The organism is Sulfuriferula multivorans, assembly GCF_003851125.1.
GTDB lineage: Bacteria > Pseudomonadota > Gammaproteobacteria > Burkholderiales > Sulfuriferulaceae > Sulfuriferula > Sulfuriferula multivorans.
Genome location: NZ_BGOW01000001.1, coordinates 174914 through 201149, shown reverse-complemented (window position 1 = coordinate 201149; position 26236 = coordinate 174914). Strand labels below are relative to the sequence as shown.

33 protein-coding genes are annotated in these 26236 nt (G+C 57.4%); 22 read left to right on the top strand and 11 right to left on the bottom strand.

Annotated features, from left to right (window positions below):
* Positions 1-441: 441 nt before the first annotated feature.
* A complete protein-coding gene (locus tag EI185_RS01000; protein WP_124703238.1) occupies positions 442-855 on the bottom strand; it encodes a hypothetical protein in 414 nt (137 codons plus the stop codon).
* A gap of 323 nt (positions 856-1178) precedes the next feature.
* Entirely contained in the window at positions 1179-1922 is a 744-nt protein-coding gene (locus tag EI185_RS00995) for an SDR family oxidoreductase (RefSeq protein WP_124703237.1), read from the bottom strand.
* A 242-nt stretch (positions 1923-2164) separates the two neighbouring features.
* Between EI185_RS00995 and EI185_RS00990 the strand changes: the two genes are divergently transcribed.
* The 13 genes from EI185_RS00990 (at position 2165) to EI185_RS00935 (ending at position 10867) form a co-directional block, all read left to right on the top strand.
* Positions 2165-3070, top strand: coding sequence for a sulfotransferase domain-containing protein (locus EI185_RS00990; protein ID WP_124703236.1), 906 nt, complete (start codon positions 2165-2167; stop codon positions 3068-3070).
* A gap of 218 nt (positions 3071-3288) precedes the next feature.
* The gene (locus EI185_RS17910; protein ID WP_189836223.1) at positions 3289-3969 is read left to right on the top strand and encodes a PEP-CTERM sorting domain-containing protein; all 681 of its coding nucleotides are present in this window, start codon (positions 3289-3291) and stop codon (positions 3967-3969) included.
* A 226-nt stretch (positions 3970-4195) separates the two neighbouring features.
* Positions 4196-5197: an NADPH-dependent aldehyde reductase Ahr gene (gene ahr, locus EI185_RS00980; RefSeq protein ID WP_124703235.1), complete on the top strand. Its 1002-nt coding sequence runs from the start codon at positions 4196-4198 to the stop codon at positions 5195-5197.
* 122 nt (positions 5198-5319) lie between these two features.
* On the top strand, positions 5320-5574 hold the full coding sequence (locus EI185_RS00975; RefSeq protein WP_124703234.1) for a DUF504 domain-containing protein: 255 nt from the start codon (positions 5320-5322) through the stop codon (positions 5572-5574).
* A 157-nt stretch (positions 5575-5731) separates the two neighbouring features.
* On the top strand, positions 5732-6115 hold the full coding sequence (locus tag EI185_RS00970) for a Crp/Fnr family transcriptional regulator (RefSeq protein WP_124703233.1): 384 nt from the start codon (positions 5732-5734) through the stop codon (positions 6113-6115).
* A 50-nt stretch (positions 6116-6165) separates the two neighbouring features.
* Positions 6166-6828: a DUF1614 domain-containing protein gene (locus tag EI185_RS00965; protein ID WP_124703232.1), complete on the top strand. Its 663-nt coding sequence runs from the start codon at positions 6166-6168 to the stop codon at positions 6826-6828.
* A 136-nt stretch (positions 6829-6964) separates the two neighbouring features.
* Entirely contained in the window at positions 6965-7246 is a 282-nt protein-coding gene (locus EI185_RS00960) for a DUF4389 domain-containing protein (protein WP_124703231.1), read from the top strand.
* A gap of 286 nt (positions 7247-7532) precedes the next feature.
* A complete protein-coding gene (locus EI185_RS00955; protein ID WP_124703230.1) occupies positions 7533-8051 on the top strand; it encodes a cupin domain-containing protein in 519 nt (172 codons plus the stop codon).
* A gap of 111 nt (positions 8052-8162) precedes the next feature.
* Complete coding sequence (locus EI185_RS00950; protein WP_124703229.1) at positions 8163-8597, top strand: VOC family protein; 435 nt, start codon at positions 8163-8165, stop codon at positions 8595-8597.
* Positions 8581-8814 carry a hypothetical protein gene (locus EI185_RS17905; RefSeq protein ID WP_189836222.1) on the top strand — a complete coding sequence of 78 codons (234 nt, stop codon included), beginning with the start codon at positions 8581-8583 and terminating at the stop codon, positions 8812-8814. The genes EI185_RS00950 and EI185_RS17905 overlap by 17 nt, the downstream gene beginning before the upstream one ends.
* Positions 8768-9112 (top strand): type 1 pili tip component, encoded by a 345-nt coding sequence (locus EI185_RS00945; RefSeq protein WP_124703228.1) that lies wholly within the window; start codon positions 8768-8770, stop codon positions 9110-9112. The genes EI185_RS17905 and EI185_RS00945 overlap by 47 nt, the downstream gene beginning before the upstream one ends.
* Positions 9113-9426: 314 nt before the next feature.
* Positions 9427-10362 (top strand): PDC sensor domain-containing protein, encoded by a 936-nt coding sequence (locus tag EI185_RS00940; protein WP_124703227.1) that lies wholly within the window; start codon positions 9427-9429, stop codon positions 10360-10362.
* Positions 10363-10558: 196 nt separating this feature from the next.
* Complete coding sequence (locus EI185_RS00935) at positions 10559-10867, top strand: DUF202 domain-containing protein (RefSeq protein WP_124703226.1); 309 nt, start codon at positions 10559-10561, stop codon at positions 10865-10867.
* A 73-nt stretch (positions 10868-10940) separates the two neighbouring features.
* On the opposite strand, the gene EI185_RS00930 is transcribed toward EI185_RS00935, so the two are convergent.
* On the bottom strand, positions 10941-12155 hold the full coding sequence (locus EI185_RS00930; RefSeq protein WP_124703225.1) for an IS256 family transposase: 1215 nt from the start codon (positions 12153-12155) through the stop codon (positions 10941-10943).
* A gap of 298 nt (positions 12156-12453) precedes the next feature.
* Here EI185_RS00930 and EI185_RS00925 point away from each other — a divergent pair, with 298 nt between their 5' ends.
* From EI185_RS00925 to dacB, 7 genes are all read left to right on the top strand, one after another.
* On the top strand, positions 12454-12729 hold the full coding sequence (locus tag EI185_RS00925; protein ID WP_124703224.1) for a glutathione S-transferase N-terminal domain-containing protein: 276 nt from the start codon (positions 12454-12456) through the stop codon (positions 12727-12729).
* Positions 12730-12734: 5 nt separating this feature from the next.
* A complete protein-coding gene (locus EI185_RS00920) occupies positions 12735-13337 on the top strand; it encodes an SGNH/GDSL hydrolase family protein (RefSeq protein WP_124703223.1) in 603 nt (200 codons plus the stop codon).
* A 104-nt stretch (positions 13338-13441) separates the two neighbouring features.
* Positions 13442-13669 carry a hypothetical protein gene (locus tag EI185_RS00915; RefSeq protein ID WP_124703222.1) on the top strand — a complete coding sequence of 76 codons (228 nt, stop codon included), beginning with the start codon at positions 13442-13444 and terminating at the stop codon, positions 13667-13669.
* Between the two features lie 291 nt (positions 13670-13960).
* A complete protein-coding gene (locus EI185_RS00910; protein ID WP_124703221.1) occupies positions 13961-14476 on the top strand; it encodes a DNA-deoxyinosine glycosylase in 516 nt (171 codons plus the stop codon).
* 70 nt (positions 14477-14546) lie between these two features.
* Positions 14547-14846, top strand: a complete 300-nt coding sequence (locus tag EI185_RS00905; RefSeq protein WP_124703220.1) for a DUF1840 domain-containing protein — start codon at positions 14547-14549, stop codon at positions 14844-14846.
* Between the two features lie 51 nt (positions 14847-14897).
* Positions 14898-15854, top strand: coding sequence for a DMT family transporter (locus EI185_RS00900; protein WP_223247593.1), 957 nt, complete (start codon positions 14898-14900; stop codon positions 15852-15854).
* A gap of 52 nt (positions 15855-15906) precedes the next feature.
* Positions 15907-17328 (top strand): D-alanyl-D-alanine carboxypeptidase/D-alanyl-D-alanine endopeptidase, encoded by a 1422-nt coding sequence (gene dacB / locus EI185_RS00895; protein WP_223247592.1) that lies wholly within the window; start codon positions 15907-15909, stop codon positions 17326-17328.
* Here dacB and EI185_RS00890 read toward each other — a convergent pair whose 3' ends face one another.
* The 8 genes from EI185_RS00890 to EI185_RS00855 form a co-directional block, all read right to left on the bottom strand.
* Complete coding sequence (locus EI185_RS00890) at positions 17329-19164, bottom strand: DEAD/DEAH box helicase (protein ID WP_223247591.1); 1836 nt, start codon at positions 19162-19164, stop codon at positions 17329-17331.
* Between the two features lie 76 nt (positions 19165-19240).
* Positions 19241-19741: a hypothetical protein gene (locus EI185_RS00885; RefSeq protein WP_124703219.1), complete on the bottom strand. Its 501-nt coding sequence runs from the start codon at positions 19739-19741 to the stop codon at positions 19241-19243.
* A gap of 148 nt (positions 19742-19889) precedes the next feature.
* The gene (locus EI185_RS00880; protein ID WP_124703218.1) at positions 19890-20459 is read right to left on the bottom strand and encodes a bifunctional pyr operon transcriptional regulator/uracil phosphoribosyltransferase PyrR; all 570 of its coding nucleotides are present in this window, start codon (positions 20457-20459) and stop codon (positions 19890-19892) included.
* A complete protein-coding gene (gene ubiD / locus EI185_RS00875) occupies positions 20459-21922 on the bottom strand; it encodes a 4-hydroxy-3-polyprenylbenzoate decarboxylase (RefSeq protein WP_124703217.1) in 1464 nt (487 codons plus the stop codon). The genes EI185_RS00880 and ubiD overlap by 1 nt, the downstream gene beginning before the upstream one ends.
* Positions 21919-22416: a D-glycero-beta-D-manno-heptose 1-phosphate adenylyltransferase gene (gene rfaE2, locus EI185_RS00870; protein WP_124703216.1), complete on the bottom strand. Its 498-nt coding sequence runs from the start codon at positions 22414-22416 to the stop codon at positions 21919-21921. Before rfaE2 ends, ubiD begins: the two co-directional genes overlap by 4 nt.
* 5 nt (positions 22417-22421) lie before the next feature.
* Positions 22422-22991, bottom strand: coding sequence for a BON domain-containing protein (locus tag EI185_RS00865; RefSeq protein WP_124703215.1), 570 nt, complete (start codon positions 22989-22991; stop codon positions 22422-22424).
* Positions 22991-23581, bottom strand: coding sequence for a phosphoheptose isomerase (locus EI185_RS00860; protein ID WP_124703214.1), 591 nt, complete (start codon positions 23579-23581; stop codon positions 22991-22993). Before EI185_RS00860 ends, EI185_RS00865 begins: the two co-directional genes overlap by 1 nt.
* Positions 23582-23820: 239 nt before the next feature.
* Positions 23821-24156 carry a YraN family protein gene (locus tag EI185_RS00855; RefSeq protein ID WP_124703280.1) on the bottom strand — a complete coding sequence of 112 codons (336 nt, stop codon included), beginning with the start codon at positions 24154-24156 and terminating at the stop codon, positions 23821-23823.
* An 88-nt stretch (positions 24157-24244) separates the two neighbouring features.
* On the opposite strand from EI185_RS00855, the gene rsmI reads away from it, so the two are divergent.
* Both rsmI and pyrC read left to right on the top strand, forming a co-directional pair.
* Entirely contained in the window at positions 24245-25078 is an 834-nt protein-coding gene (gene rsmI / locus EI185_RS00850; RefSeq protein WP_306308267.1) for a 16S rRNA (cytidine(1402)-2'-O)-methyltransferase, read from the top strand.
* 88 nt (positions 25079-25166) lie between these two features.
* On the top strand, positions 25167-26210 hold the full coding sequence (pyrC, locus tag EI185_RS00845; protein ID WP_124703212.1) for a dihydroorotase: 1044 nt from the start codon (positions 25167-25169) through the stop codon (positions 26208-26210).
* Positions 26211-26236: the final 26 nt, after the last annotated feature.

Below are 26236 nucleotides of genomic sequence, written 5' to 3'. Positions count from 1 at the left end.
GACCTGCAAGTGGCTGATTTGTAATTTCTGCATAATGGTTCAGATATGGGAATACGCCCACAAGTTGAGAAGCAGGGCTTTCGTCATCCCATTCAGGCCCGCCACTCAGCCTATTGTCTACAGTACGCAAGCTGCGATAGACCCGTGTTGTCCGGCGGCAAGTCCTTTCTTGCTCGTGCATAGAAATGAACCAGCGAAAACACTCCCCACCTCGCAGGCCTTGGGCACCTGGGCCATGGTGATTATTCAGGAATTACGGAGATTGCCGGGGTTGTTAGTCTCGGTGATGCTGTTGGGTAGCTCGGTCGCAATCGTGCCAGAAGAATTGCTTAACGGGTGCAAGTCCTGCGACCAGGTTTTCGCCGGGTCGATGCTGTACCATCACGACCTAAACCGAAAGTCCGGCTTTCGGCTTTATTGCTGAGATAGTGGACGGCTGCCTCAGGGGCAACCGGTGGCGCCGGTCTTGAAGGTAGCGCCGCTTACAACTACGGAACCACCAGGTGCTGTACAGAAGCTATACGTGCCGCCGCCATCGTCATAGACGCTGTATGTAAAGCTAGGGCCGCCCGTATAGGCGTACGTAACAGTGTCCGCAACGATAGTCCAAGTTCCGACCTTCTTCGTTGGATCGACTGGATCGGATGGACCTTTCTTGAAATCCCAAAGTTCACCGCCGCTCCGATGCTGTTCCTGCCACTTGTCGGCACCCTGCGTAGCGCAGACCGTGTTGCTTGAGATCAGTGTTGTAAGCGCGGCACCTGTAACTTGGATGGCTGGTGTAGTACAGGCCGCCATTGCCTCCCCTGCAATCCCTGCGAGCAAAACCATACTGGTAGCTATCAGACGCTTCATAACTGTTTCTCCTTTAGAGGGCATAACAATCGCCACAAGCTGTTGCCTGGAAATTGGACTCGATAGGAAATTTGAGCAATTTTCGCACCACTTATAATTTTTCTTTGTCTATCAATAAGATATTTTGTATCTTGGATCGACTGGCGTTATAAGTGTAAACCTTTTCGACAAATTCCTGATTCTTACGATATGGCGATATGGAATGAGTCTGAGTGGCGGCAGATTCCGAATCGCTCATGTTGCAAGGCAGGGTGATCGACATGAAGAAAAATAGAACAGGGTCTGACGTGCCTTTGGAAGGCTGTGTGCAAATACGACCTCGGTCATATCTCCTGAAGGGTTGGCCTGAACAGGATTTCATTCACGTCGATGTCGTCCGGCTGGCTCATGGCAAAGGCCACGGCTCGCGCGAACGAATCGGCAGGGATGGCGATTTCATAGATTTTGCGGACGTTGTCGGCGATATCCGGTTCGGTCACGCTGTTGGGCAGTTCGGTATCAATTGCGCCGGGTGAGATGACGGTGGTGCGGATGTTGTAGGGCTTCACTTCCTGGCGCAGGCCTTCGGACAGGGCCAGAACCGCGTGCTTGGTCGCTGCATAGACGGCGCTGGCGGGGCGGACTTTATGGCCGGCGACCGACGAGACGTTGATGATGTGCCCGGATTTTTGCTTTTGCATGTAGGGCAGCGCCGCGGCGATGCCGTACAGCACGCCTTTGATATTCACGTCGATCATGCGGTCCCAATCGTCGATCTTGAGGCGATCCAGCGGGGAATGCGGCATCAGGCCGGCGTTGTTGATCATCACGTCGATGCGTCCGTATTTTTCCACCGCGGTATCGACCAGATTTTTGACTTGCTCGTATTGAGTCACATCGGTTTGCACGGCGATGGCTTTGCCTTCGTTGCCTGCCAGTTCTTTTGCCAGCGCGTTAATGCGATCAATACGTCGTGCACCGAGTACGACGGTGGCTCCCTGTTCGGACAGATGTCGTGCGGTCGCCTCGCCCAGCCCGCTGCTGGCACCGGTGATGACGACAATCTTGCCTGCGATGTTGTTGCCCATGCGAACCTCCGGAAAAGTGGATTTATAATGGATTGCGACGTCCTCGACCCACATTTTCTGGCGAAAATGATGAGGTATGTGCAATATGAGAGCCTGCGTGAACGCAAAAGTTGCGGGTAACGCAGCGCGAATAATAAAAGCGCGGAAAGGAACGGCTTGTTTCCTTGCGCGCATGCTCCTCAATACTCATGAGGGGCCCGGCAGATGTTGTGACACTATTACTTGCTTAACAGGGGGAAATCATGTCTGTCAATATTGCCTGGCCGGTCAAGTCCAGAGAGCTGCACAGCCACCACTTTGATTCAACCATCTGGAACGATTTCAAGTTCCGCAACAACGACATCATCATCGCCACCTACGCCAAATCCGGCACCACCTGGATGCAGCAGATCGTGGCGCAGATGTTATTCAGCGGCGACCCGGATCTGGCGGTGGCGGAAATGTCACCCTGGCTGGATTTGCGCGTGCCGCCCAAGGAAGTGAAATTGCCGCAGGTGGAGGCGCAGACGCACCGCAGAATCATTAAAACGCATCTTCCGCTGGATGCGCTGGTTTACTCGCCCAAGGCGAAATATATCTACATCGGCCGCGATGGCCGGGATGTGCTCTGGAGCATGTATAACCATCACCTCAACGCCAATCAAGCCTGGTATGCGGCGCTGAACGATACGCCCGGCCGCGTCGGCCCGCCCATCGAACCGCCCCCCGCAGATATTCGTCAGTATTGGCGCGACTGGATGGACCGGGATGGCCATCCTTTCTGGTCGTTCTGGGAAAATCTGCGCGCCTGGTGGAAAATTCGCGAACTGCCGAATGTCCTGTTCATTCACTTCAACGATCTCAAGCGCGACATGCCGGGAGAAATGCGCCGCATAGCCCGATTCCTCGATATTCCCTTGGACGAGGCGCGATGGCCCGCGATCCTCGAATACTGTTCCTTCGACTGGATGAAAAAGAACGCAGCCAAGAGTGTGCCGCTCGGCGGCGCGTTTTGGGATGGCGGCGCCGAGGTATTCATCAACAAGGGGATAAATGGCCGCTGGCGGGACACGCTGACGGCGGATGAATCAGCTGAATACGAAGCACGTACGGTGCGCGAATTAGGCCCAGAGTGCGCCCGCTGGCTTGCCTATGGGCATGGCGTGTAAAGCCGCGCTGTTACGTATCGAGGTGTCGCCTGGAAGGGCCTGTTGTCTCAAGGAAATAAGTCGACGGACTTCCTGGCGAGCATTCTGCCCCAATGGTTTTGTTCTCCCTGTAAGCTTTTTTTCAGTCACCTGGAATAAAGCCTTCCCTTCGTCTGTTTATGTTGATGCAACCACGCCTGTGGCTTTGCATTCAACCCATTCAGACCAAGGAGTGCATCATGTTGAATTGCCCGTTGTGCCGTGCGGGGCTTGTTGCCCTAGCCGCTTTCAGCATCAACCCCGTTCACGCCAGTGTCATTACCGATGCGACCAACGACTTTCTGCCCAGCTTCACCGTCGCACCCCACAACAGCGATCTGGACGTCGTCAGCGCCGCCGGTTTCTATAACACAAGTGCTCAGCAATTCACTTTCAGCGCCACGCTGGCCGGCGCGCTGGGGCAGACTCCCGGTGCGCTGTATGTCTGGGGTCTGGATCGCGGCCAGGGTACGCAACGCTTCCTGAATGGATCGCCACCAATCGGTGCTGGCGTATTCTTCGACTCCGTGCTGATTCTGCGTCCCAACGGCACCGGCGTGTACAACGACTTCATCAACAACACGATGACCAACCTGGTCGCCGGCAGCGTGCAGTTGAACGGCAATACCATCACCGGTGCGGATCTGCCGCTGTCGCTGTTCCCGTCCACCGGTTTCCAGCCGGGTGACTATACCTGGAACATTTGGCCGCGCGTGGGACTGGGGCAGAACAACCAGATCAGCGACTTCGCTCCCGACGCGGCAAATGTGCCCGTCACTTCCGTACCCGAGCCGGAGACCTACGCCATGCTGCTGTCGGGACTGGGCTTGATCGGCATGCTCCGGGCTCGCCGCAAGCGGGTTCAGCCTCAACCGGCCTGAACGCGGCTCGCCCGTCCGGGAATGTGACGGGCACGTTACCGGGCTGGAGGATTGAATTCACCGGCCGGAACAAGATCCATCCAGCTTGCTCTGCCTCAGGTTGAGCGAGGCGACTATTGTCGTCCGCAACCATTTCGATCCTGTGAACTCCAAAAAGATATACCAGCAAGAAACATAACGCTGGTATGGGGATTGAATGTTCACATTGACCAGAAGGAGAGCCAGCATGATCAAAGCGTTTGCTGCATTTGAACCACACGGAGAACTCAAGCCCTTCGAATATGATCCCGGCCAACTCAAGCCGGACGAAGTTGAAATCGACGTTCAGTATTGCGGTATCTGTCATAGCGATCTGAGCGTGATCGACAATGAATGGGGGATTACCGAGTATCCGGTGGTTCCCGGGCACGAAGTGGTGGGAACGATCGGCAAAATAGGCGCAGGCGTCAAACACCTGAAGGTCGGCCAGGTGGTGGGGCTGGGCTGGCATGCCGGGTATTGCAACGAATGCGAACCATGCAGGACAGGCGACAACAACCTATGCGCTACCGCGCAGGCGACTATCGTCGGGCATCACGGCGGTTTTGCCGACAAGGTGCGCGCGGCGGCCAACAGCGTGGTACCCATCCCGGAAGGCATTGATCCGGAGTCCGCCGGCCCGCTGTTTTGCGGCGGGGTTACGGTGTTTAATCCGCTGGTCCAGTTTGATATCACACCCACCGACAAAGTGGCGGTGATCGGCATCGGCGGTCTCGGCCATATGGCGTTGCAGTTCCTGAATGGCTGGGGCTGCGATGTCACGGCATTCACCAGCAGCGAAGACAAAAAGAAGGAAGCCCTGGAACTGGGCGCGCACCATACCTTGAACTCGCGCGACCCGAAAGAAATCGAGGCGGCTGCCGGACGTTTCGACATGATCATTTCCACGGTCAATGTGAAGCTGGACTGGAATCTCTACCTTGGCACACTGAAGCCGCGTGGCCGTTTGCACTTTGTCGGCGCGACGCTGGATCCGCTCGATATCAATGTGTTTTCGCTCATCATGGCGCAACGTTCGATATCCGGTTCCCCGGTCGGCAGCCCTTTAACCATTGCCAGGATGCTGGAGTTCGCCAAGCGCCACCACGTCAAGCCGGTCATCGAGAAATTCAGCTTTGATAATATCAATGAGGCTATCAAGCGATTAAGGAGCGGCCATGCGCACTATCGCATAGTGCTTCATCGCTAATGGTATGCAACGGATGTGGACAGACCATGCGAAGGTAGAAACGGGGTCATATGTCTGATATTTGATAATGAATCCATTTGTACACCACGGTGTTTCTGCCTCGCTGCAACCTGAGCCTCCCTATGCTCCCCATTCATGAACTGCTCAACCGGCTTCGCTGGGATAGCGCATTCGCACAAGGGGATTTCGTGATCGGTTATTATGATCGCGTGGAAGGAAAGATCATTCAGGTACCGTTGCAGCGGGTGCACATTACCCCGGGCGATCATTTTTCCTGCCAGGTCACGGATGAGGATGGTTATGCTCACGACGTTCCCTTGCATCGCATCAAGGAAGTCCGCAAAGACGGTCAGCTGATCTGGCACAGGGAGCATTGAGCACATAGGGAAAATACGGGTGGGCCCATTTATTTTCGTTATTGTTGTACAGTCACGTTTTGCCGGGAAGCCAGCCCATCCAGCTACCTCGGATAATGGCCACTGAAGCTTCCGGCGAGCCTGAGTCTTTAACCCATTTTCATATCAACCCGACACCATGAACCTTATCGAACTCTTTCGCCACGAAACCGACGTGGCAGCCATTCCGGCCGGACAGGCCGTATTCCGTGCCGGAGAACCAGGCAATGTGATGTATGTCCTGATCAGCGGCACGGCGGACGTGATGGTTGGGGATGTCGTCGTCGAGCGGGCTGAACCGGGTGCCCTGCTTGGGGAAATGGCGCTGGTGGAGCATGCTCCCCGCACGGCGACGGTGACTGCCGTTCGCGACTGCGTGCTGGTGCCGATCGACGCTGCACGCTTCCATTTTCTGGTCCAGCAGACGCCTTATTTCGCCACGCACGTGATGAAGGTCATGGCCGAAAGGCTGCGCAAGATGGACTTGCGCCTGCTCGAAGCCCAAGCGAAAAAGCCGGGCTGACGGCCGCACTGAAACCGGAAAACTTCCACCCCCGCCGCTGATGCGCTTGTATGCCTACTCCTCCTCTGCGCCTACTGCTGCTCCTGGCTGTCCTGATCGCCCTGGCGACCTTCATCCAGATCGGGGTGGTGACCACCGCATTCGACAAGCTTGGGCTTTCCCCGGAATCGGCGTTGCTGTTGCTGTTCACGATGCTGATAGGCAGCATGATCAACCTGCCGCTGTTCAGCATGGCGGCGGACGAGCCGCCTCCCGGCGAACTGCCGCCTCCCTTGCGCCAACTGTTCGGAGCGCGGCGCATGCCGTTCACCGGCAGGACGGTGGTGGCGGCCAATGTGGGCGGTTGCGTGACGCCGGTGGCTTTCTGCATTTACCTGCTGCTGCACAACCCGCTCAACCCGTTGCAGGTGCTGGTTGCGGTGGCGCTGGTGAGCCTGGTGAGCTATTCTTCCAGCCGCCTTGTTCCGGGGCTGGGCATCGGCATCCCGGTGCTTATCGCGCCCCTTACCGCCGCCTTCGTCGCCATCGCCCTCAACCCGCAGCAAAGCGCTCCGCTGGCCTATATCTGCGGCACATTGGGGGTGCTGATCGGTGCGGATATCCTGCGCCTCAAGGACATTAAAAAACTGGGGGCGCCGATCGCTTCCATCGGCGGCGCCGGCACCTTCGACGGGATTTTCATCACCGGCATCGTGGCGGTGCTGCTGGCCTGACCCGTGTTTCTGGTACGTGTTTGGTGCTTGGCGCCGGATTTGCCATGTGAGCCCGACCCGTTTCGGCCGATAAAATGAACTATTGTTCAATACTGTAGCGACCTCTACGGGCCAAATTATTCGGAAGGGACTGAATATGAATCAGGATCAAATTATCAGCAATGGCACCAAGCGCAACATATGGGTTCGCGGTTTGTTCATGCTGTTGATGGGGCTGGCCTACCAGGTGACCGGAACCTTGCTGTGCATCGTTACGGTCATCCAGTTCGTAATCAGCTTGCTGAGCGATGCGCCCAATGCCCGATTGGTTTCATTTGGCCGCAGCCTGGGGCGTTATTTACAGCAAATTGCATATTTCCTTACCTTTGCCTCCGAAGACACGCCTTTTCCTTTCAGCGAGTGGCCATCAGACGCCTGAAGAAGCGGGTGGCCGCGCTACGCTATTCGATCTCCCAAATCCGGAGATCGAAACGCGTCGAATGAGCATAACCAGACCGCACGGCCGATGTTGACGACGCTGGTACAAATCGATGCCGTCGGGTATAGAATTTCATTCGGTGTCTCCTTTCCACCACTGCCGGTATCGTGCCTTCAGAATGGCGGGCTTGGCTGCCAAACCCGCGGAAATGGGACTTCAATAGGTATCAGGCCATACCAGCCATCGCCAGAAACAAAAACGGCGTGCCTGGAAAACAGGAGGCAATATGATCAAACCCATTATCAATATCTCCGAAGTCGAACTGCTGCCGCGTCCTGCGGCGTTTGCTGCCACCGGTGAGGCTGCCCAACGATTTGATGCCCGCATGGGTTTTGTGGCGTCACTCATAGGCGCGCAGAAACTCGGGTACAACATCACAGCTGTGCCGCCAGGCAAGCGTGCTTTCCCGTTTCACAACCACCGCGTCAATGAGGAAATGTTCTTTATTCTGGAAGGCAGCGGTGAAGTGCGAATCGGAGAGGCGGTTTACCCGGTCAAGGCGGGTGATATCGTTGCCTGCCCGCCGGGCGGCAAGGAAACAGCGCATCAGTTTATTAATACGGGGGCTGCCGAAATGAAATATCTCGCGGTGAGCACCCGATTGTCGCCCGAAATTGCGGAATATCCCGATTCGGGAAAGTTCGGCATTCTTGCGGAGTTTCCCTCCGATGCGGGCAATGCGCCGCAAACGTTCCGTTTTGTCGGAAGAGAAAGCAAAAGCATCGACTATTGGGAAGGCGAATAGTCATTGGGAAAGCCTGTTGGTTGCCCCAACAAAACAAAAGGCATAACCAGGCGGGATCGATATCGTAGGCGAACCTGGTAATCAGCCCTCCACACAATCGAGAAATCCGTTATGCCTGAGATTACCGGAATTGATCATGTCTACATTACCGTGTCAGACCTCGAGAAATCGGAGTGTTTCTACGACCAGGTTCTCCTGCAGACGCTGGGCTTTCGCAAGAACAAGTTCGCACTGGCTGGCGATCCGCACATTCAGTACTTCAACCGCCACTTCGGTTTCGCCCTGCGCCCCGCGCGAGTCATTGCGGCACATGACGCATACTCGCCCGGGCTGCATCACTTTTGCCTGCGGGTGGATTCAATTGCCGAGGTGGAAAGTGTCGCCGCGCAACTCCGCGCCGCAGGAATCGCCGCCACCGAAGCGCGGCTATACCCGGAATATGCGCCTGACTACGCCGCGACATTTTTCTCCGACCCGGACGGGATTCGTCTTGAAGTGACCAACTATCGTCAGGAGCGTCGCGAACGCCATGACAACTGGCAATAGCGGGCTTGCTCTTCGTAAAAAAGATAGCTGGCCCTCCGCCGGAGAGATAGCCACACCAAATCTGCAACAGTATCGATATGCGAGCCCGCAGATGATCGCGTTGGATATCGCTTTTAAACCTGGGTGCTATATTGATCGCAACCAGAATTGTATGGAGCGCGGAAAAAATTATGAATATTACGGATTTGCTGAAGGCATGGGAAAGTTCGGCGAGTAGGCAACTGACTGCCAAAGAATACCGCATCCGTTTGCCGCTTCATGATGCTGCGAAAATAGCGGCCTTGGCAGAAATGTATTCGCGTCGTAATGAAACGGAAATCATCAGCGAATTGTTAACGGCTGCTTTAACCGAGCTTGAGCGCGCCATGCCTTATGTTCAGGGTGACAAGGTGATTGCACGGGACGATCAGGGTGATCCGATTTATGAAGATGTCGGGCCTACTCCCGGATTTATTGCGTTGAGCAAGAAATACATGGTGGCGCTGGAAAAGGATTTGGGAGCACGCGCAGAATAATCAGGTTGTAGCATTTACGAAGTATGGTACGCGCAGGCTGGTTCAAGCTTTGTCTAAATGTGCGCAAGGGCAGTTGAGGGGGCATGAGGCTTTTCCATAGTGTTTCTGGATGGATGTTGTTGTAATCCGATAGACGGGCTGGTCTAATTGAATCCGATTGGACGATTCGGCAGGGGCCCTGCTAAAAGTCATGCATCCGGAAACCATTTTCCAGGATGCCATATCTAAAAGCTCACTCGACTCATACACAGCATGTATGCCATGCACTGTTATAAATTCTTTTTAATTTCGCAAAGTAATATTCGGCAGAACATATGAAAAGTTCATGGAAAGAAAGTATTTATTTGCAGCGGGAAGAACTGGCCAAAAAGTTGCGCGAGCCACTCGCGCAGCTGGCCGAACAGTGCGCTCCGGCATGGGGCGATCGCGAGCAACTGAATGAGATTCTTGCTCAAAGTTTTGCCAGCGTGCCTTATTGCTCTTTTTTGTATTGCCTGAATACCGATGGTACCCAGATTTGTGACAATATCGGTCACGAGGGGCCTGCACCGGAACATTACGGGCGCGACCGCTCCCAGCGCCCGTACATGAAGGAAGCCGTGCCGGCGTGGGGTTTTTTGCTTTCTGATGCATACATCAGCCTGATGGGGCGCCGGCCATCGCTCACGGCGCTACAGGTGGTGCGCTCGGACTCCAACATGCTGGGCTATCTGGGTGCCGACTTTGACCTGCGCGATCTGCCGGTAACGTCCGAACTCTACGAAGAGCCGGGTTATTGGCGGCAGGTGAAGGGCGACCCGGCCATTCGCGGCACTGTGTTTCAACAATGTCGCGTGGACAGCCCCATGGACCGTAATCTGGAGCAGGCGTTTTCCATCCTCGAGGAATTGCTGACCCTGCGCGGCGTATTTCAATGCCAGATACATTTTTCCAGCAGCCAGGCGACCATCTGGACCGTGGATGACCCGTTCCGCTATCGCATTCTGGATCATGAGGCATTGAGCGATCCGGACATCTGCCTGGTATTCCCGCCGCGCCCTTACCCGAACGATGCGGCCATTCCGCCGCAGGATATCGCACGAATTTTGAGTACTATGCAATCCTTGCGCTTTGCCGATCCAACCATCTATCTGCGCACGGCCTCGATCAACATTTTCAACGGCATGATCAGCCTGACCTTCTCCTGCGATGGATCGCACTACATGTCCTATGTTGAATTTTTGCTGAAGGATACGTCGTTCTGGTTTTGAATGCGGATCGAGTGATCAGCATACCTGCGAGCACTGAATTCCCCGCCAAACCCCACACCGCGGCTGGTAAGTTTATAATGGCCGCCCATGGCGCCTGACAGCTCATATATTCCCGATCCCCAACCTTGCGGTGCTTTGTACTGCAATTGGGGACTTTTCATTTCTAACTATCTTCATTCAAGGAGACCCTGGCAAGATGGAACACGGCCCCTATTCACGGTTTGAGGCAGCAGAGCTGATTTTGAGAGATCAACTGGCTATTGATCGTACGCTGCTGGCGAATGAGAGAACCTTCCTGTCGTATCTGCGCTCAGCTGTCGCATTGCTCATTGCCGGCGTATCGATTATTCATTTCTCGCATCAGAACTGGTTCACGGCTGTAGGCATTATCTGCATCCCGAGCGGCGTGTTGACGGGTATGTTCGGTTTCTGGAGATTCAAAAAGATGAACAATGCCATCGCGGTGGTACGCGTGGGGTTGCGCAATATTTCGATACCAAATTAACCTAAAAACGGCGATTTATCCACGAAAGACACAAAAGGGGGGTGTTCGGAATTTTGTGTAAACGGGATTTCGTTTAACATTGTGGCATCCGGTCATCGAACTGGATAGCAAACCGGTTTAGCGCAGCCTTCCAATCCCGGATCGGCATGGTCCACTTCTGGCTGATGTTTTGCAGGGCAAGGTAGAACAGTTTCAGCAAAGCCTCATCGCTTGGGAATGACCCCCGGTTCTTGGTAATCTTCCTCAGACTCATGTTCACCGATTCGATGGCATTGGTGGTGTAAATGATGCGCCTGATTTCCGGCGGGTAGTCAAAGAACGGGATGATACGGTCCCAGTTGCGCCGCCAGGACTGGACAATGGGTGGGTAATCCTTACCCCATTTCTCCTCGAACTCGGCCAGTCTGGCTTCAGCTTCCTCGACGGTGGCAGCCGCGTAGATGGTTCGCAGATCAGCGGCCACCGCCTTGCGCAGTTTCCAGCTCACGTAGTTCAGGCTGTAGCGCACCATATGGACGATGCAAAGCTGGACGGCGGTTCTGGGGTAAACGGCTTCGATGGCTTCAGGGAATCCTTTCAGTCCGTCCACGCAGGCGATGAAGATGTCCTGCACACCACGATTCTTGAGCTCGGTTACGACTTGCAGCCAGAACTTGGCGCCTTCGGTCTGGGCAATCCAGATGCCCAGCAGTTCCTTTTCGCCAGCCAGGTTGATGCCCAGCGCCAGATACACGGCCTTGGCCCGCACCGCGCCGCTATCACGTGCCTTGACGTGAATGCAGTCGAGATAGACGATGGGATACAGCGCATCAAGCGCTCTGGATTGCCAGGCTTTGGCATCGTCAATGACCGCGTCCGTGATCGATGAAATCAGCGATGGCGAGACTTCGGCGCCATACATTTCTTCCAGGTGGCCTTGAATCTCCCGCACCGTCATGCCACGAGCGTAGAGCGACAGGATCTTGTCGTCGAAGCCTGTCCAGCGAGTCTGGTGCTTGGGGATCAGCTGCGGCTCAAAGCTGCCGTGGCGGTCGCGGGGAATTTCGATCGGCAGCTCGCCGAATTCGCCCTTGAGCGTCTTCTTGCTCTTGCCATTGCGGGTGTTGCCGGTGGGATTGGCGACGGGCTCATGCTTGGCGTGACCCAGATGCTCGGCCATCTCGGCTTCGAGTGCCCGCTCCACCAGTTTCTTGGTGAGCTGCTTGAGCAGCCCATCCGCTCCAATCAGGTCTTCCGGTTTCTTGTAATCAGGCAGCAGGCTGTCCAACAGTTCGCTGCTTACGGTCATTACAGCTCCTTCGTCCAAGGCGGCAGTTTCCTGCCAAATGACCGTTTACACAAAAATTCTTACACCCTCCACAAAAGACACGAAATAAAAAAATATATTGCATTGATTCAGTCATTCACCCTTTGGTGATGGTCTACAGCTTGTTATCTCTTTGAATATTTTCGTGCTTTTTGTGTTTTTCGTGGACCAACTGCTTTTTCTAGGATTAATGCGATAAACCATCCGCTACAGGCGCGGCAACAAGCCTCATCGCGCGCCTGATCACGGTGTTTGGGTCAGTCAAGCAAGGGGCGGTGTGATGATTACTCTTTACGAGCTGCATTGGTCGCATTATTGCGAGAAGATCCGCCTGACGCTTCACTACATGGGCCTGGAATGGCGCATGGTGGGCATTGACGCCTTCAGCAAGAGGCAATTACGCGAACACCCGTTGCCTTCGTATCTGCCCAGCCACACGGTGCCGGCTATCCATGACGCACGCACCGGCAGGTTCGTCATGGATTCGACGCCGAACTTTGTCAGTTTGCGAAGCAGGAAGGTACGTCAGTATCTCGCCACTGCAAGCGTGAGGTAGCTGCCATGCACTGGAACCATTTTGTGGCCCTGGGCGACAGCATTACAGCCAGCGTAGGGAACAGTGTTCCGGGCATTGAATCACTGCGCTGGGCGGACCGTATTGCTCTTGCATTGCGCCGGATCAATCCCGGCCTGCGTTATGATAATCTGGCTCGACATGGTCATACCACGCAGGATGTCCACACCCGGCAGTATCCCGAAGCTGCAGCGCTGCGTCCGGATCTGGTCAGCATTCTGAGCGGCGGAAATGACGTCCTGTCTCCGCACTGGTCGCCGCCGCAATATCGTGATGCGCTGGAAGCGCTGTTTCGCGCATTCAGGAAGCAAGGCTCGACTGTGATCTCCTTTACCTTACTGAATCCGGCTTCTATCCTGCCTGCCCGGCTTGCCGCACGGACCTGCGCGCGCCTGCAAGAGGCACACGCCATTATTCGGGATTTAAGCGGGCGGTACCAGTGCATCTGTGTGGATTGCTGGCATCTGGCGAGCACTCATGACCCGCGGATATGGAGCGCAGATCGCAAGCATCCGAATGCGTTGGCCCATCAATTGGTCGCGGCGGAGGTCGAAAGATGTTTGCATCTGGCCACCGGTATCCCCGCGTGAATTGAAAGCCCTCCAGAAGCGTGGCTCCGGCCGAGGTAGCGAGACAATCAGGTAATGTTGTAGCATTAAAATGTCTTTTTCCATTAATTCTAGGATGAATTGCGATGAGAAAAACGCCTGATGAGGAGTACCTCGAAAAAGCCAAGCTTTTGACTGAGGAAGAAACGGAGCGCCTGTTGTCGAGAATGCGTACAAAGTTAATGCGCAGACTCGAAGATAAAAAACTGAGCGCCCTGGAAGTTGTGGCGATTCAGCTTGAGATAGAGGACAAGGAACTCAATGAATGGCGCGAGAGGATGGCTGAAATAGCGAAAAGGACGAAGAGTAAATAGCCTGATCATCACTTTGCCGACGACAAGCGCTGGTTCGAGTCATTGCAGATCAAGCGGTAACGTCCGTGGCTAAAAGTTGTGGTAAACGGATTTTGAATCGGGATAACGGATGATTCTGGCGCCTTGCGCCCACACTGGCGCCGGACGAAATAGATAGGCATGAGGCAAAATGGGTAACGTGGCAACCTGCTAAAGCAATCTTTGCACACCAAAAACCGCCCCAGGTTGAAAAATCCGCGAACGCATTGCGAACGATGCACTCTATAGGGGAATTGTCCCATCCGTGTTGCCATGTCCCAAGTCCATAGTTTTTCCCCAATTGCCGATGCGCAGGCGCGCGTGCTGATTCTGGGTAGCATGCCCGGCAAGCTTTCACTGCAGGCGCAGCAATATTATGCCCATCCGCGCAACGCGTTCTGGCCGATATTGGGTGAATTGGTGGGCGCCCATGCAGAGCTGCCATACCAGGCCAGAATGCAGGTGCTGAAGGCCAATGGCATCGCGCTATGGGACGTGCTGAAGTCCTGCACGCGCGAGGGCAGCTTGGATTCCGATATTGACGATGCATCCATCATTGCCAATGATTTCGCATCGTTTCATCGGGCGCATCCGGATATCGCCCATGTTTTTTTCAATGGCGCCAAGGCGGAAGCCTGTTATCGCAAACATGTATTGCCAAGCCTCAGCATGGCAGCTCAGCTGCACTATCAACGCCTGCCCTCTACCAGCCCGGCGCATGCTTCGTTGACGCGCGCGCAGAAGCTCAAGGCATGGGAAGTCGTCAAGCTGAAGGCGCTGGTTTTGTGATTCCGTTTACCGGTGGGCCCAAGGATATAATGGGTCTAATTCCGGCCAATCCAACTTCAAGGACATCATCATGCTCATCACCTTTCGTACCGACGCGTATGCGGATATCACCATGTTCGGTGATGTGGCGCTTGGCCTGCTCAAACTGATGGGGCACAGCGCCACGGTGCCGGGGGCGATTCTGGCCGCCGATGTGCCTGACGCGCTACAGCGTCTGCAGGCGGGCGTGACAGCGGCGCCGCAATCCGGCGCAGCAGCCGATGACAATGCCGACGAACCCTCGGTGAGTCTGTCGCACCGCGCTTTGCCGCTGATCAAGTTGCTGGAGGCGGCAGTGGCGACGAAATCCGACGTGATGTGGAATCAATAATCGCGTTCATCAATTTGTCTGCGATCAATTCAGATCAAATAAGCTAAGGCCATGACTCAACAGCGCAACCCCGGGCTTTTCACAGGCATGCTGGCCTTGTTGCTGGCCGCAGTGTTGTGGGGCGGCATGTTCCCGGTGGCCAAATCGGCACTGGCGACGCTGGATGCATTCTGGCTCACGCTGATTCGCTATGGCAGCGGCGCGCTGTTGTTTGTGGCCTTGCTGGCTGCAATCGAGGGGCGCGGCATGCTGCGTTTAGAGTCACGCGTTCTATCGCTATGGGCTTATGGCACGGCAGGTTTTGCCGGGTTCAGCATCCTGGCGTTTTTGGGTTTGTCGCGCTCGCAGCCGGAGCATGGCGCCATCATCATGGCGCTGATGCCGCTATTGGGTGTACTGGTGAATGCGCTGTGGCGCGGGGTACGCCCCACACCATTGAATATGGTTGCGATCGTACTGGCTCTGGGTGGTGTTGCGCTGGTCATTACCAAAGGGCATCTGAGCGCGCTGCTGCACGGCGGTGAGGTGGGGGCGGATTTGCTGATTCTGGCCGGTGCGCTGTGCTGGGTGATCTACACGCTGGGCGCGCAGGATTTCCCCGGCTGGTCGCCGCTGCGTTACACCTCGCTGAGCTGCCTGATGGCCGTGCCTAGCATCGCGGGGATTACCTTGCTGGCTACGCTGGCGGGCATCGCGCATGTACCTTCGGCGGCTACGCTGGCCGGACTCTCCGGCGAATTGATTTATATGATCCTGTTTGCCGGCGTGGTCGCGGTGCTGGCGTGGAACATGGGCATCAAGACACTCGGCGCGGGCGGCGTGCTGTTTATCAATTTTGTGCCGGTCACCGCTCTGATCATCGGCTGGTTGCAGGGCCATCGCCTGAGCGCCGCAGAACTGACCGGCGCGTTGATCGTCATGGGTGCGCTGGTGCTGGGCAATCTCGGCCGGCGTCCTGCGGCGCGTGCACCACAATCTACTCTGTGCCGTTGCGATGCAGGAGAGTAAGCGCGCCTTTTCATCCTTGCACAGGCTGCGATCAGCCGTAAGCTGTCTGCCCATGCGTACGATGATTTTGCGTGTTCAGTGGCTGGTTTTATTGCTGGTATGGAGCACTGCATGGGCGGGCAATGGCGCCTTGCCGGCATCGGTGCAGGCTGCACTGCGCCAGGCCAATATTCCGGCCAGCCATGTCGGTGTGGTGGTATGGGAAGTAGGCAAGCCTGCACCGTTGCTGAGCCATGATGACAGGCTGTCCTTTAACCCCGCCTCGACCATGAAACTGGTGACCAGCTATGCCGCGCTGGAACTGCTGGGTCCCGCCTATACCTGGAAAACCGAGGTCTATACCGACGGCAGTCTGGTCGATGGTGTGCTCACCGGCAACCTCTACATCAAGGGCTATGGCGACCCGCAACTGACCCTGGAGCGTTTCTGGCTGCTGCTGCGCGAGTTGCGTAGCCGTGGCGTGCGCGAGATTCGCGGCGATCTGGTGCTGGACCAAAGTTATTTCAGCTTGCCCGCCGCCGACCCGGCAAGTTTCGACGGCGAACCGGGGCGTGCCTACAACGCGGTTCCAGCCGCGCTGATGGTCAATTTCAACAGCACGGCACTGCGCCTCACGCCCGTATCCGGCGGCGTGGCTGTTTACGCCGACCCGTTGCCGCCGGGCATGCGTCTGGTCAACAAACTGCAACTCGACAATGCACCATGCGGCGAATGGCGCGACCGTATCGATTTCCAATGGCTGCCCGGCAACGGCAATAGCCGTCTGGTGCTGAATGGCAATTACGCTGCGGCTTGCGGGGAGAAAAGCACCGCGTTCAATCTGGGTGACGCCAGCGTATCGGTGGCGGATGCATTCCGCATGCTGTGGCAGGAATCCGGGGGACGTTTCACCGGTAACTGGCGTACAGGCGAAGTGCCTGCCAGCGCGCAACGTCTGGTCGTATTCGAGTCGCCGCCGCTGGCCGAGGTGGTGCGCAGCCTCAACAAATTCAGCAATAACGTCATGGCGCGCAGCCTGTTTCTGAGCCTGGGCGCAGTGAAGAATGGTGCACCCGGAAACACACAAAAATCGGCTGACGTGGTGCGCGACTGGCTGGCCCGCAAAGGCTTGCATTTTCCCGAACTGGTGCTGGAAAACGGCTCCGGCCTGTCGCGCATCGAGCGCATCAGTCCGCGCAGCATGGCGCAATTATTACTGGCCGCCCACAACAGCCCGGTGTTTGCCGAGCTTGAATCCGCGCTGCCTATCGCCGCTGTCGACGGCACCATGAAGTCGCGCGGCAAGGACACCCCGCTGGCAGGCCATGCGCACATCAAGACCGGCACGCTGGAAGGCGTCAAAACCATCGCCGGTTATGTGTTCGACCAGACCGGCAGGCGTTTTGTGGTGGTGTTTGATATTAACGATACGAATGCGGCGGCAGGCGGTGCGGCGCAGGATGCGTTGCTGGAATGGGTTTATGGTGGGCGATAGTTAAGCAGCAAGCTGCTGGCAGGCCGTTTCGAGTTGCTCGGTGAGCGGGCTGACGTGGCTATAGGTCAATAACAGCGCGTCGGTCGCGCGCGTCATGCCGACGTAAAGCAGGCGAGCCTGGTCGCGTGCGACAAGGTCTTTCAGCGGATAGCCTGCGCTGGGGATGGCAACCAGGGGGAATTCCAATCCCTTGCTGCTGTGCAGGGTGATGACCTTGACGCTATCGTGCATGTTTTTGAATTGGCGGCTAGTGCGGTTTTGGGTGAGCCAGTCAACCGGTATCTGCGCCCGCGTCAGCGCTGCCTGCGTTTTTTCACCGACAAAATGGCTCGGATATAGCACCGCCATGTCGCCCCAGGCGAGGCCATTATCGTGCGCTTGTTGCAGTCGGCAGACGATGACATCGAGTTCGTGCTGCAGGCTGGGCAACCTGATGACTTCGGGCAGCTTGCCATGACGTCCGGCGCCGGTCGGTTGTACCAGCGGAATGCCATCTTCTTCGGCGTCTTCCGCGCGCAGCAGTTCGTGGGCAAAGCGCGATGCCAGTTGCAGGATCTCGTCGGTGTTACGGTAGTTGATACGCAGGATGGTGGTGCGCCCCTGTGCCTTGATGCCGACCGAAGAGAAGCTGAAACGCCGACTGTGAGAACGCTCGTAAATCGACTGCGCATCGTCGTATAGCACCAATAGGGCATTCGTTTCCGGATTAACCATCTGGCTGACGAGCTTCAGCCATGCTGGTTGGAAATCATGGCCTTCGTCGATCATCACGGCACCGTATTGCCCGGCTGGAATCTGGCCGGACTGCACACCGTCAATCACGCGTTGCACTTGCGTCTCGTGGTGAGCGACGCCGTCTACCGGCGGGCAAGCCACTTGGTAGGTGCGCAGTTGTTCGCTGCACCAGGCGTGAAAATTGTACACTTTGACCTGTTCGCCCAAACCCTGTTCGTGCAGCAGATGAGCCAGCCTCGTTGCGAGGGTGACGTTGTAACACAGCACCAGTATCGGCTGGCTAAGTTGCTTGGCCAGATGCAGGCAACGATAGCCGAGGATCAGAGTTTTGCCCGAGCCGGCGACGCCGTGAATGATGCGATGACCTTCGCCCAGGCTGCGTGCCAGCTGTTCCTGCTGCAAATCCATCACGCGCAATAAATCCGGCAGGGTGAAATCGGCGGTGTCAGAGGTGGCAAGATCGAGTTGGGTACCGATACGAATTTCAGGAAACGGGTGCCAGCGCACCCGATCCAGTTGCGGCAATGACAGGGGCTTGCCGAAGCGGTAGGGCAGCATTGCCCACAGGCGCTGCTGGAACGCTTCAGCGTCGACCGCCTCGGTCATCTCATCCATGCAAATGACACGCTGAGGATCAATTACTTCGCCCAGATCAGTGTCGTCAAACCCTTTGCGGGTAATACGCGTGAGCACTACGCCGTAACTATGCGGTATCAGCAAGCGACCATGCTGTGCTGATCCAGGCGGTGCAACTAATAATGGGTCGCGTTCGAGTTGCGCCGTCACACTGTGCAAGTATTGACGCGCCTGTTCCAGCGGATTGCTGACGCGCTTGATGCCGTTGGGGGTAATCAGTGAAGCCTGCAGGCGGTCTATGTCGTGCAGCGTATCAAGTGTCCAGTCTTTGACTTCGAGTATCAGCAGGCCACGCAAGGGGTGCAGGATGATGAAGTCCGGATGTAGCTGCTTCGGGCCGACGGCCACGTCATACCATAGCAGATAATCGTCTTCGAGCTTTTGCTCAAGGCGGTTGGTAACGCGTTTTTCGCCACCGGTTATGCGTCGCAGGCAAGTTGATAAAGTGGGAATGAGGGTAGCCAAAAGGTGTGAATCCGAATAAAAAAACCGCCGCTAATACTGTATTAACGGCGGTTTTGTGGCGGACTTGAAACTGGGTTCAGTCGCCCCGGTTGCCGTGGCCGTTGCCATGCCCGTTACCGCGGTCGCCATGATCGCGCCCCTTGTCGCCGTGATCTTCCCCGTGTCCGCGGCCGTGATCCCGTTCGTTGTCATAGCCGTGATTGCCACGGTTTTCATAACCGTGTTCCCTGCCCCGGTCACCATGCTCCTCGCGGTAACGCGGCGCATACACGTCGTTGTACCAGCTATCGCGGACGAAATAGACCGGCCGGCCACAGGCATTGTATTCGTGGCAGTGTTTGCGCCAGTGTTTGGCGTGGCCGGGCGGCACGCGCAGATAAATCGGTTGCAGCGACGACCGATGGCGCTCAATCACGATGGGTTCAGGGTAGATTAGCAAAGGTCGAGGATAGGTGTTGCCAATGTTGATCTGCCCATAAAAACCGGGCTGGCCGATACTGACCGAGACGCCGACATCGGCAGCGAGCGCCGGGCTGGCGGCGATGGCTATTAGCGTTGTTAGCAGGAAGCGTTTCATGCGTGGACTCCTTCTTGAGTGATTGTTATGCGGTGCTGGAGCTTGTCGACTTACCGACAGGACATGATAAGTATAGTGGGATTGTTGCGTATATAGGTGTTATGTCAGGTGCAATCGCCGAAGCGAAGAGCATTGCTCCCACCCTGCTTTAATCGGCGGGCGTTTGCGGTTGCATCAGGTCGATGCGGAAATGTTCCTCGTAGGGCGGCACGTTGCATTCGATGATGTCGGAAGGCGACACATCCAGGCGCATGCCGACGATGTCGGTGCGCACCGGCAGTTTGGCTGCGCCGCGATCCACCAGCACCACGGTACGGATTTCCGCAGGCTGCTTGCCGGCCAGGTATTCCACCGCGCGCAGCATGGAATGACCGCGATACATCACGTCATCCACCACCAGCACGGTATGGCCGGAGAGATCAAGCGCGGCGTGTTCGGGGTTTTCCGTGAGGCGGGTTTCCGGGTAGAGCAGGGTGAGGTCGTCGGCGTAGCGCTTGATGCGCAAGTCCAGCCGGGTGATGCCGGTGACGTGGTAGTCGGATACCAGCCGCGCGTGCAGCATGTCCGCCAGGGGCGCACCGCGGCGCAGAATGCCGACCAGCGCGACGCGGGTGCGCCCGGTCAGCAACCCTGCCGCCTGGCGTGCCATGTCGCCGATGATGGCGTCGAGCTGTTGGGTGGAGTAAAGACAGGTGCGCCGGCCCGCGGATTTTTCCATCACAGTCCCAAATCCTGCCACATCGCATCCACGCGCTGTTTCACGTCGGCGTCCATGACAATCGGTGTGCCCCATTCGCGTGCGGTTTCTCCCGGCCACTTGTTGGTAGCGTCCATGCCCATCTTGCCGCCCAGGCCGGACACAGGACTGGCGAAATCGAGGTAATCAATCGGGGTGTTTTCCACCAGCAGCGTATCTCGTACCGGATCCATGCGCGTGGTGATCGCCCAGATCACTTCCTTCCAGTCGCGGATGTTGATGTCGTCGTCCACCACCACGATGAACTTGGTGTACATGAACTGGCGCAGGAAGCTCCATACGCCGAACATCACGCGCTTGGCGTGGCCGGGGTAGCTTTTCCTGATGCTGACCACCGCCAGCCGGTACGAGCAGCCTTCCGGCGGCAGGTAGAAATCGGCGATCTCGCTGAACTGTTTTTGCAGCAGCGGCACGAATACTTCGTTGAGCGCCACGCCCAGTACCGCGGGTTCGTCGGGCGGTTTGCCGGTGTAAGTGCTGTGGTAGATCGGGTCGCGGCGCATGGTGATGCGCTCGATGGTGAACACAGGGAAGCTGTCCACCTCGTTGTAGTAACCGGTGTGGTCGCCGAACGGGCCTTCCTGCGCCATTTCGCCGGGATGGATGACGCCTTCCAGCACGATCTCGGCGCTGGCGGGCACCTGCAAATCGCTGCCGAGACATTTCACCACTTCGGTTTTTGCGCCACGCAGCAGCCCGGCGAACTGGTACTCGGACAGCGAATCCGGCACCGGCGTCACCGCGCCGAGAATGGTGGCCGGGTCGGCGCCCAGCGCGACGGCGACAGGAAACGGTTTACCCGGATGTGCCAGCTGGAACTCGCGGAAATCCAGCGCGCCGCCGCGATGCGCGAGCCAGCGCATGATGACCTTGTTGGGCGCGATGACCTGCTGGCGGTAGATGCCCAGATTCTGGCGTTTTTTGTGCGGCCCGCGGGTGACGGTGAGTCCCCAGGTGATGAGCGGCCCGGCGTCGCCCGGCCAGCAGGTCTGGATGGGCAGCTTGGACAGATCCACATCGGCACCCTCCCAGACGATGTCCTGACATGGGGCGCTGCTCACTTCTTTGGGCGCCATGTTCAGCACCTGCTTGAATACCGGCAGCTTGTCCCAGGCGTCTTTCAGGCCTTTGGGGGGTTCCGGTTCTTTCAGGAAAGCCAGCAGCTTGCCCACTTCGCGCAGCGCTTCGACCGAGTCCTCGCCCATGCCCAGCGCCACCCGGCGCGGCGTGCCGAACAGGTTGCCGAGCACCGGCATGGTATGACCAGTGGGATGCTCGAACAGGATGGCCGGCCCTGCGGCTTTCAGCACACGGTCGCATATTTCCGTCATTTCCAGGCGTGGATTCACTGGCGTGCCGATGCGCTTCAACTCGCCGATTTTTTCCAGTTGCGCAATGAAATCGCGCAGGTCTTTGTATTTCAAGCAAGCCCCCGGATGCGTGTCAAAGTCGCGGTCGTGGATGTAGTGTGCAGGAATGGAATGGAATGTACCTGCCCGCCCCAGCCGAGCACTTCGCGGCCACCGACCATGGCCTCCACCGGCCAGTCGCCGCCTTTGACCAGCACGTCGGGATGAATCAACTGGATGAGCGCCAGCGGGGTATCGTCGTCGAAGCCGATCACGCCGTCGACCGAGCCGAGTGCGGCCAGTACCGCCATGCGGTCCTCCAGACAATTGATGGGGCGATCCGCACCCTTGTTCTGGCGTCGTACCGAGTCATCCGAATTGACCCCGACAATCAGCGCCGCACCCAGCGCACGCGCTTGCGCCAGATAGGTGACGTGTCCGCGGTGCAGGATATCGAAGCAGCCGTTGGTGAACACCAGCGGGCGCGGCAGGCGAGCCAGCAGGTCGGGCAGCGTGTGCAGCGTGGCAATGCTGGCCTCGAAATCAGGTAACGGGTAGGCGGATTTCAACGCGATTACTGAACGATCTGGAACATTTTGACCACTTTCTTCACCCCGCTGGTGGTGCTGGCGAGTTGCGCGGCGTCATCCGCTTCTTGTTGAGTGACCAGGCCCATCAGATACACCACGCCGTCTTCAGTGACCACTTTGACGTAGTTGACCTGGAAACGTTTGGCGTCGAGAAAGCGCGCTTTGACCTTGGTAGTGATGTAGGCGTCGTTGCTGCGCGAGGAGAACAGCGACACCGGGCCCACCACGGTCTGGTTGTATACCTTGCGTACATTACCCACGCCCTGAGCGATGTCGGTGATTTTTTGCTGAGCTTCGGCAGTCGGCACTTCGCCGGTAAGCAGCACGTCGTGGTTAAAGCTGGTGACATTGACATGTGTGTCTTTTGGATAGGCCTCGCCGATGCGGCTGCCGGCACGCAATTCGATTTCCTGGTCTTCGATGTAGGCGGCGGAGCTGCGGCGGTCTGCCGCCATCAACGCGCCGGCGCCGACGCCGGTTGCGACCAGCGGCACGCAACCCTGCAATTGCAATAGTGCCAAACCCAGTGCGGCAACAATCAATGTAGTACGCATTATTCGACTCCTAAAATTAAACAATCAATTCCATCGCACAGGCAGTGGATGGTGAGCAGATGGACTTCCTGAATTCGTGCCGTGGAAGTCGCAGGTACGCAGATGTGGACGTCATCGTCGCGCAGAAGTTCGTCGATCTGCCCGCCGCCGTTGCCGGTAAGCGCCACGACACGCATGTCGCGAGCGTGGGCAGCGCGAATCGCTTCGATCACATTGCGCGAATTGCCGCTGGTGGAAATCGCCAGCAATATGTCGCCCGCGTGACCCAGTGCGGCGACCTGTTTGGAAAAAACCTGGCTGAAATCGTAGTCGTTGGCGATCGAGGTCAGGATCGATGTGTCGGTGGACAGCGCAATCGCGGCCAGACCGGGACGCTCGATCTCGAAACGATTGACCAGCTCGGAGGAAAAATGCTGTGCGTCGGCTGCGGAACCGCCATTGCCGCAGGACAGGATTTTGCCGTCCGCGAGCAGGCATTCGCTCATGTGTTCCACGGCCAGTGCGATGGGCACGGCGAGCGTGTCCATGGCGTCCATTTTGAGACGAGCGCTGTCGCCAAAGTGTTCAGATATACGTGCGATTAGATCCATAAACTAAATTATCCTAAAACCCGCGATTCAAGCCACAGAGAACACAGAGAACACGGAGATGAAGCGGATTCCACCTATTTTTCCGGTTCACCTGATGGGTGAAGCCAATATTCACGGCAACCAATTGTTTTGCGAGTTGGGCGGCGAATCGCCCATCCCTGCGAATCGCGTTGCCTCTGTGAACTCTGTGTTCTCTGTGGCGAACTGATGTTTTTCAGGATTATGACACACGCCATGCACTATGCACCGAAGGCGTCGGGTATCCATTCGATCTCTTCGCCTTCAAACAGCAGCGCGTCAAACCGGCATGGCGGGGGTTTTCCGAGTTGGCCCAGATAGTGTTGCGCGGCGGCGATGAGTTTGCGCTGCTTGGTCGCATCGATACTGGCGCCCGCGCCACCGAAAGCGCGCGAGCGGCGGCTGCGTACTTCCACGAAGACCAGTGTGGCACCGGCGCGCATGATCAGATCGATTTCACCAAAGCGGCAGCGATAGTTTTTTTCCACCAGCACCAGCCCGTGCCGGATCAGATACGCAGCCGCCGCCTGTTCGGCCTGCAGCCCGCTGGCCGGCATCAGGATTTGCTCCGGCAGGCTGTGGCGGCGACAATAGCGGGATTGGTCAGCGGCGGTAAACATGCATACATGCGGGACATTATATGTGGTGGCAACCCCCATCGGTAATCTGGGTGACATTACCCAGCGTGCGCTGGAGGTGTTGCGGTCGGTTGACCTGGTCGCGGCAGAAGATACCCGCCACAGCGGCCAGTTGCTTACCCGGCTGGGTATTCAGGCGCGTTTTGTCGCGCTGCATGAACACAATGAGCAGCAGATCAGCGCGCGTCTGGTAACGGACATGCAGACCGGCAAGAACGTGGCGTTGGTGACGGATGCAGGCACCCCGGCGATCAGCGATCCCGGTACATTGCTGGTGGCGGCGGCGCACGCGGCGGGAATTACGGTAGTGCCGGTGCCGGGCGCGAGTGCGGTGATCTGTGCGCTATCGGCAGCCGGGGTGGTTGCGCCGCACTGGCTGTTTTACGGATTTCTGCCGGCCAAATCCTCGGCACGACGCAATGCCTTGGCTGCCCTTGCCCGCCTGCCGTATGTGCTGGTGTTCTACGAAGCCCCGCATCGCATTCTCGACTGCGTGGTGGATCTGGCAGAAACTCTGGGCGGCACGCGGCGCGTGACTCTGGCGCGCGAGCTGACCAAGCTGTTCGAATCCATTCACAGCTTGCCGCTGGGTGAGGCGCAGGACTGGCTGGCAGCCGACCCCAACCGCCAAAAAGGCGAATTCGTGCTGATCGTGGAAGGCGCACCCGTGGCCGATGCGGATGAAGACGCACTGCACCTGCACGACACGCTGGCCGTGCTGCTGGAAGAACTGCCGGTGAAACAGGCGGCGCAACTGGCTGCCAGACTCACCGGCCAGAAGAAAAATGCCGCCTACGAGCTGGCTTTGCAAATGCGCGATGCCTCGGCAGGCCACGAATGAAAAATCCATAACCCTGGCCACAGAGACCGCGGAGCGATTTTTCTCTGTGCCCTCTGTGGCTAATATGTTTTCACAGGAATGAATGCACATGGACACACTTATCCTCACCCGCCCCGACGACTGGCACCTGCATCTGCGCGACGGTGCCGCCATGCAATCGGTATTGCCCGACACCGCAAAGCGCTTTGCCCGAGCCATCGTCATGCCCAATCTCAAGCCGCCGGTGCGCAGCGTGGAAGAGGCGCGCGCCTACCGCAAGCGCATCCTGGCGGCCCTGCCTGCCGGGTCGGATTTCCAGCCGCTGATGACGCTCTATCTCACCGACAACACTGATCCCGGCGAGATTGCCCGCGCCCAGGCCAGCGGCTTCGTCCACGCCGTGAAATATTACCCGGCGGGTGCCACCACCAATTCAGACATGGGCGTGACCGATCTGTCCCGCTGCGATGCAGTGTTTGCCGAGATGGAACGCCTCGGTGTACCGCTGCTGCTGCACGGTGAAGTCACCGATGCCTGCGTCGACGTGTTCGACCGCGAGGCGGTATTCATCGAACGCCATCTGATCCCGCTGACGCGAAAATTCCCCGCCCTGCGCATCGTGCTGGAGCATCTCACCACACAACAAGGCGTCGAGTTTGTAAACGCCGCACCCGCCAACGTGGCCGCCACAATCACTGCGCACCACCTGCTGTACAACCGTAACGCCATGTTCCAGGGCGGCATCCGGCCGCATTACTTCTGCCTGCCCATATTGAAGCGCGAACAGCATCGCCAGGCCTTGATCGCCGCCGCCACCAGTGGCAGCCCGAAATTTTTTCTCGGCACCGATAGCGCCCCGCACCCGGTGGGCGTTAAGGAATCCGCCTGCGGTTGCGCAGGTATCTATACGGCGCATGCCGCGCTGGAACTGTATGCCGAAGCTTTCGATGCGGTGGGCAAGCTGGACAGACTCGAAGGCTTCGCCAGCCAGTTCGGCGCGGATTTCTACGGCCTGCCGCGCAATAGTTCACGCGTTACGCTAAAGCGTGAAACCTGGGCGGTGCCAGCCATGCAGGGGTTGGGCGAATACAGCCTGGTGCCGTTGCGGGCGGGAGAAAATGTGCGGTGGACGTTCGCAGGCAGTGTGGATTAAAAGCCGCACAGGGCATGAAATAGAAA

Coding starts and splice junctions, on each gene's coding strand:
- EI185_RS00960 (WP_124703231.1), top strand. CDS start 6,965: ATGAATCAGGATCAAATTATCAGCAATGGCACCAAGCGCAACATATGG.
- EI185_RS00920 (WP_124703223.1), top strand. CDS start 12,735: ATGCACTGGAACCATTTTGTGGCCCTGGGCGACAGCATTACAGCCAGC.
- EI185_RS00915 (WP_124703222.1), top strand. CDS start 13,442: ATGAGAAAAACGCCTGATGAGGAGTACCTCGAAAAAGCCAAGCTTTTG.
- dacB (WP_223247592.1), top strand. CDS start 15,907: ATGCGTACGATGATTTTGCGTGTTCAGTGGCTGGTTTTATTGCTGGTA.
- EI185_RS00990 (WP_124703236.1), top strand. CDS start 2,165: ATGTCTGTCAATATTGCCTGGCCGGTCAAGTCCAGAGAGCTGCACAGC.
- pyrC (WP_124703212.1), top strand. CDS start 25,167: ATGGACACACTTATCCTCACCCGCCCCGACGACTGGCACCTGCATCTG.
- EI185_RS00925 (WP_124703224.1), top strand. CDS start 12,454: ATGATTACTCTTTACGAGCTGCATTGGTCGCATTATTGCGAGAAGATC.
- EI185_RS00945 (WP_124703228.1), top strand. CDS start 8,768: ATGAATATTACGGATTTGCTGAAGGCATGGGAAAGTTCGGCGAGTAGG.
- EI185_RS00885 (WP_124703219.1), bottom strand. CDS start 19,741: ATGAAACGCTTCCTGCTAACAACGCTAATAGCCATCGCCGCCAGCCCG.
- EI185_RS00860 (WP_124703214.1), bottom strand. CDS start 23,581: ATGGATCTAATCGCACGTATATCTGAACACTTTGGCGACAGCGCTCGT.
- EI185_RS00975 (WP_124703234.1), top strand. CDS start 5,320: ATGCTCCCCATTCATGAACTGCTCAACCGGCTTCGCTGGGATAGCGCA.
- EI185_RS00910 (WP_124703221.1), top strand. CDS start 13,961: ATGTCCCAAGTCCATAGTTTTTCCCCAATTGCCGATGCGCAGGCGCGC.
- ahr (WP_124703235.1), top strand. CDS start 4,196: ATGATCAAAGCGTTTGCTGCATTTGAACCACACGGAGAACTCAAGCCC.
- EI185_RS00995 (WP_124703237.1), bottom strand. CDS start 1,922: ATGGGCAACAACATCGCAGGCAAGATTGTCGTCATCACCGGTGCCAGC.
- EI185_RS17910 (WP_189836223.1), top strand. CDS start 3,289: ATGTTGAATTGCCCGTTGTGCCGTGCGGGGCTTGTTGCCCTAGCCGCT.
- EI185_RS00965 (WP_124703232.1), top strand. CDS start 6,166: ATGCCTACTCCTCCTCTGCGCCTACTGCTGCTCCTGGCTGTCCTGATC.
- EI185_RS00905 (WP_124703220.1), top strand. CDS start 14,547: ATGCTCATCACCTTTCGTACCGACGCGTATGCGGATATCACCATGTTC.
- EI185_RS00880 (WP_124703218.1), bottom strand. CDS start 20,459: ATGGAAAAATCCGCGGGCCGGCGCACCTGTCTTTACTCCACCCAACAG.
- EI185_RS00970 (WP_124703233.1), top strand. CDS start 5,732: ATGAACCTTATCGAACTCTTTCGCCACGAAACCGACGTGGCAGCCATT.
- EI185_RS00855 (WP_124703280.1), bottom strand. CDS start 24,156: ATGCCGGCCAGCGGGCTGCAGGCCGAACAGGCGGCGGCTGCGTATCTG.
- EI185_RS00865 (WP_124703215.1), bottom strand. CDS start 22,991: ATGCGTACTACATTGATTGTTGCCGCACTGGGTTTGGCACTATTGCAA.
- EI185_RS17905 (WP_189836222.1), top strand. CDS start 8,581: ATGACAACTGGCAATAGCGGGCTTGCTCTTCGTAAAAAAGATAGCTGG.
- EI185_RS00950 (WP_124703229.1), top strand. CDS start 8,163: ATGCCTGAGATTACCGGAATTGATCATGTCTACATTACCGTGTCAGAC.
- EI185_RS01000 (WP_124703238.1), bottom strand. CDS start 855: ATGAAGCGTCTGATAGCTACCAGTATGGTTTTGCTCGCAGGGATTGCA.
- EI185_RS00935 (WP_124703226.1), top strand. CDS start 10,559: ATGGAACACGGCCCCTATTCACGGTTTGAGGCAGCAGAGCTGATTTTG.
- EI185_RS00955 (WP_124703230.1), top strand. CDS start 7,533: ATGATCAAACCCATTATCAATATCTCCGAAGTCGAACTGCTGCCGCGT.
- EI185_RS00930 (WP_124703225.1), bottom strand. CDS start 12,155: ATGACCGTAAGCAGCGAACTGTTGGACAGCCTGCTGCCTGATTACAAG.
- EI185_RS00940 (WP_124703227.1), top strand. CDS start 9,427: ATGAAAAGTTCATGGAAAGAAAGTATTTATTTGCAGCGGGAAGAACTG.
- EI185_RS00900 (WP_223247593.1), top strand. CDS start 14,898: ATGACTCAACAGCGCAACCCCGGGCTTTTCACAGGCATGCTGGCCTTG.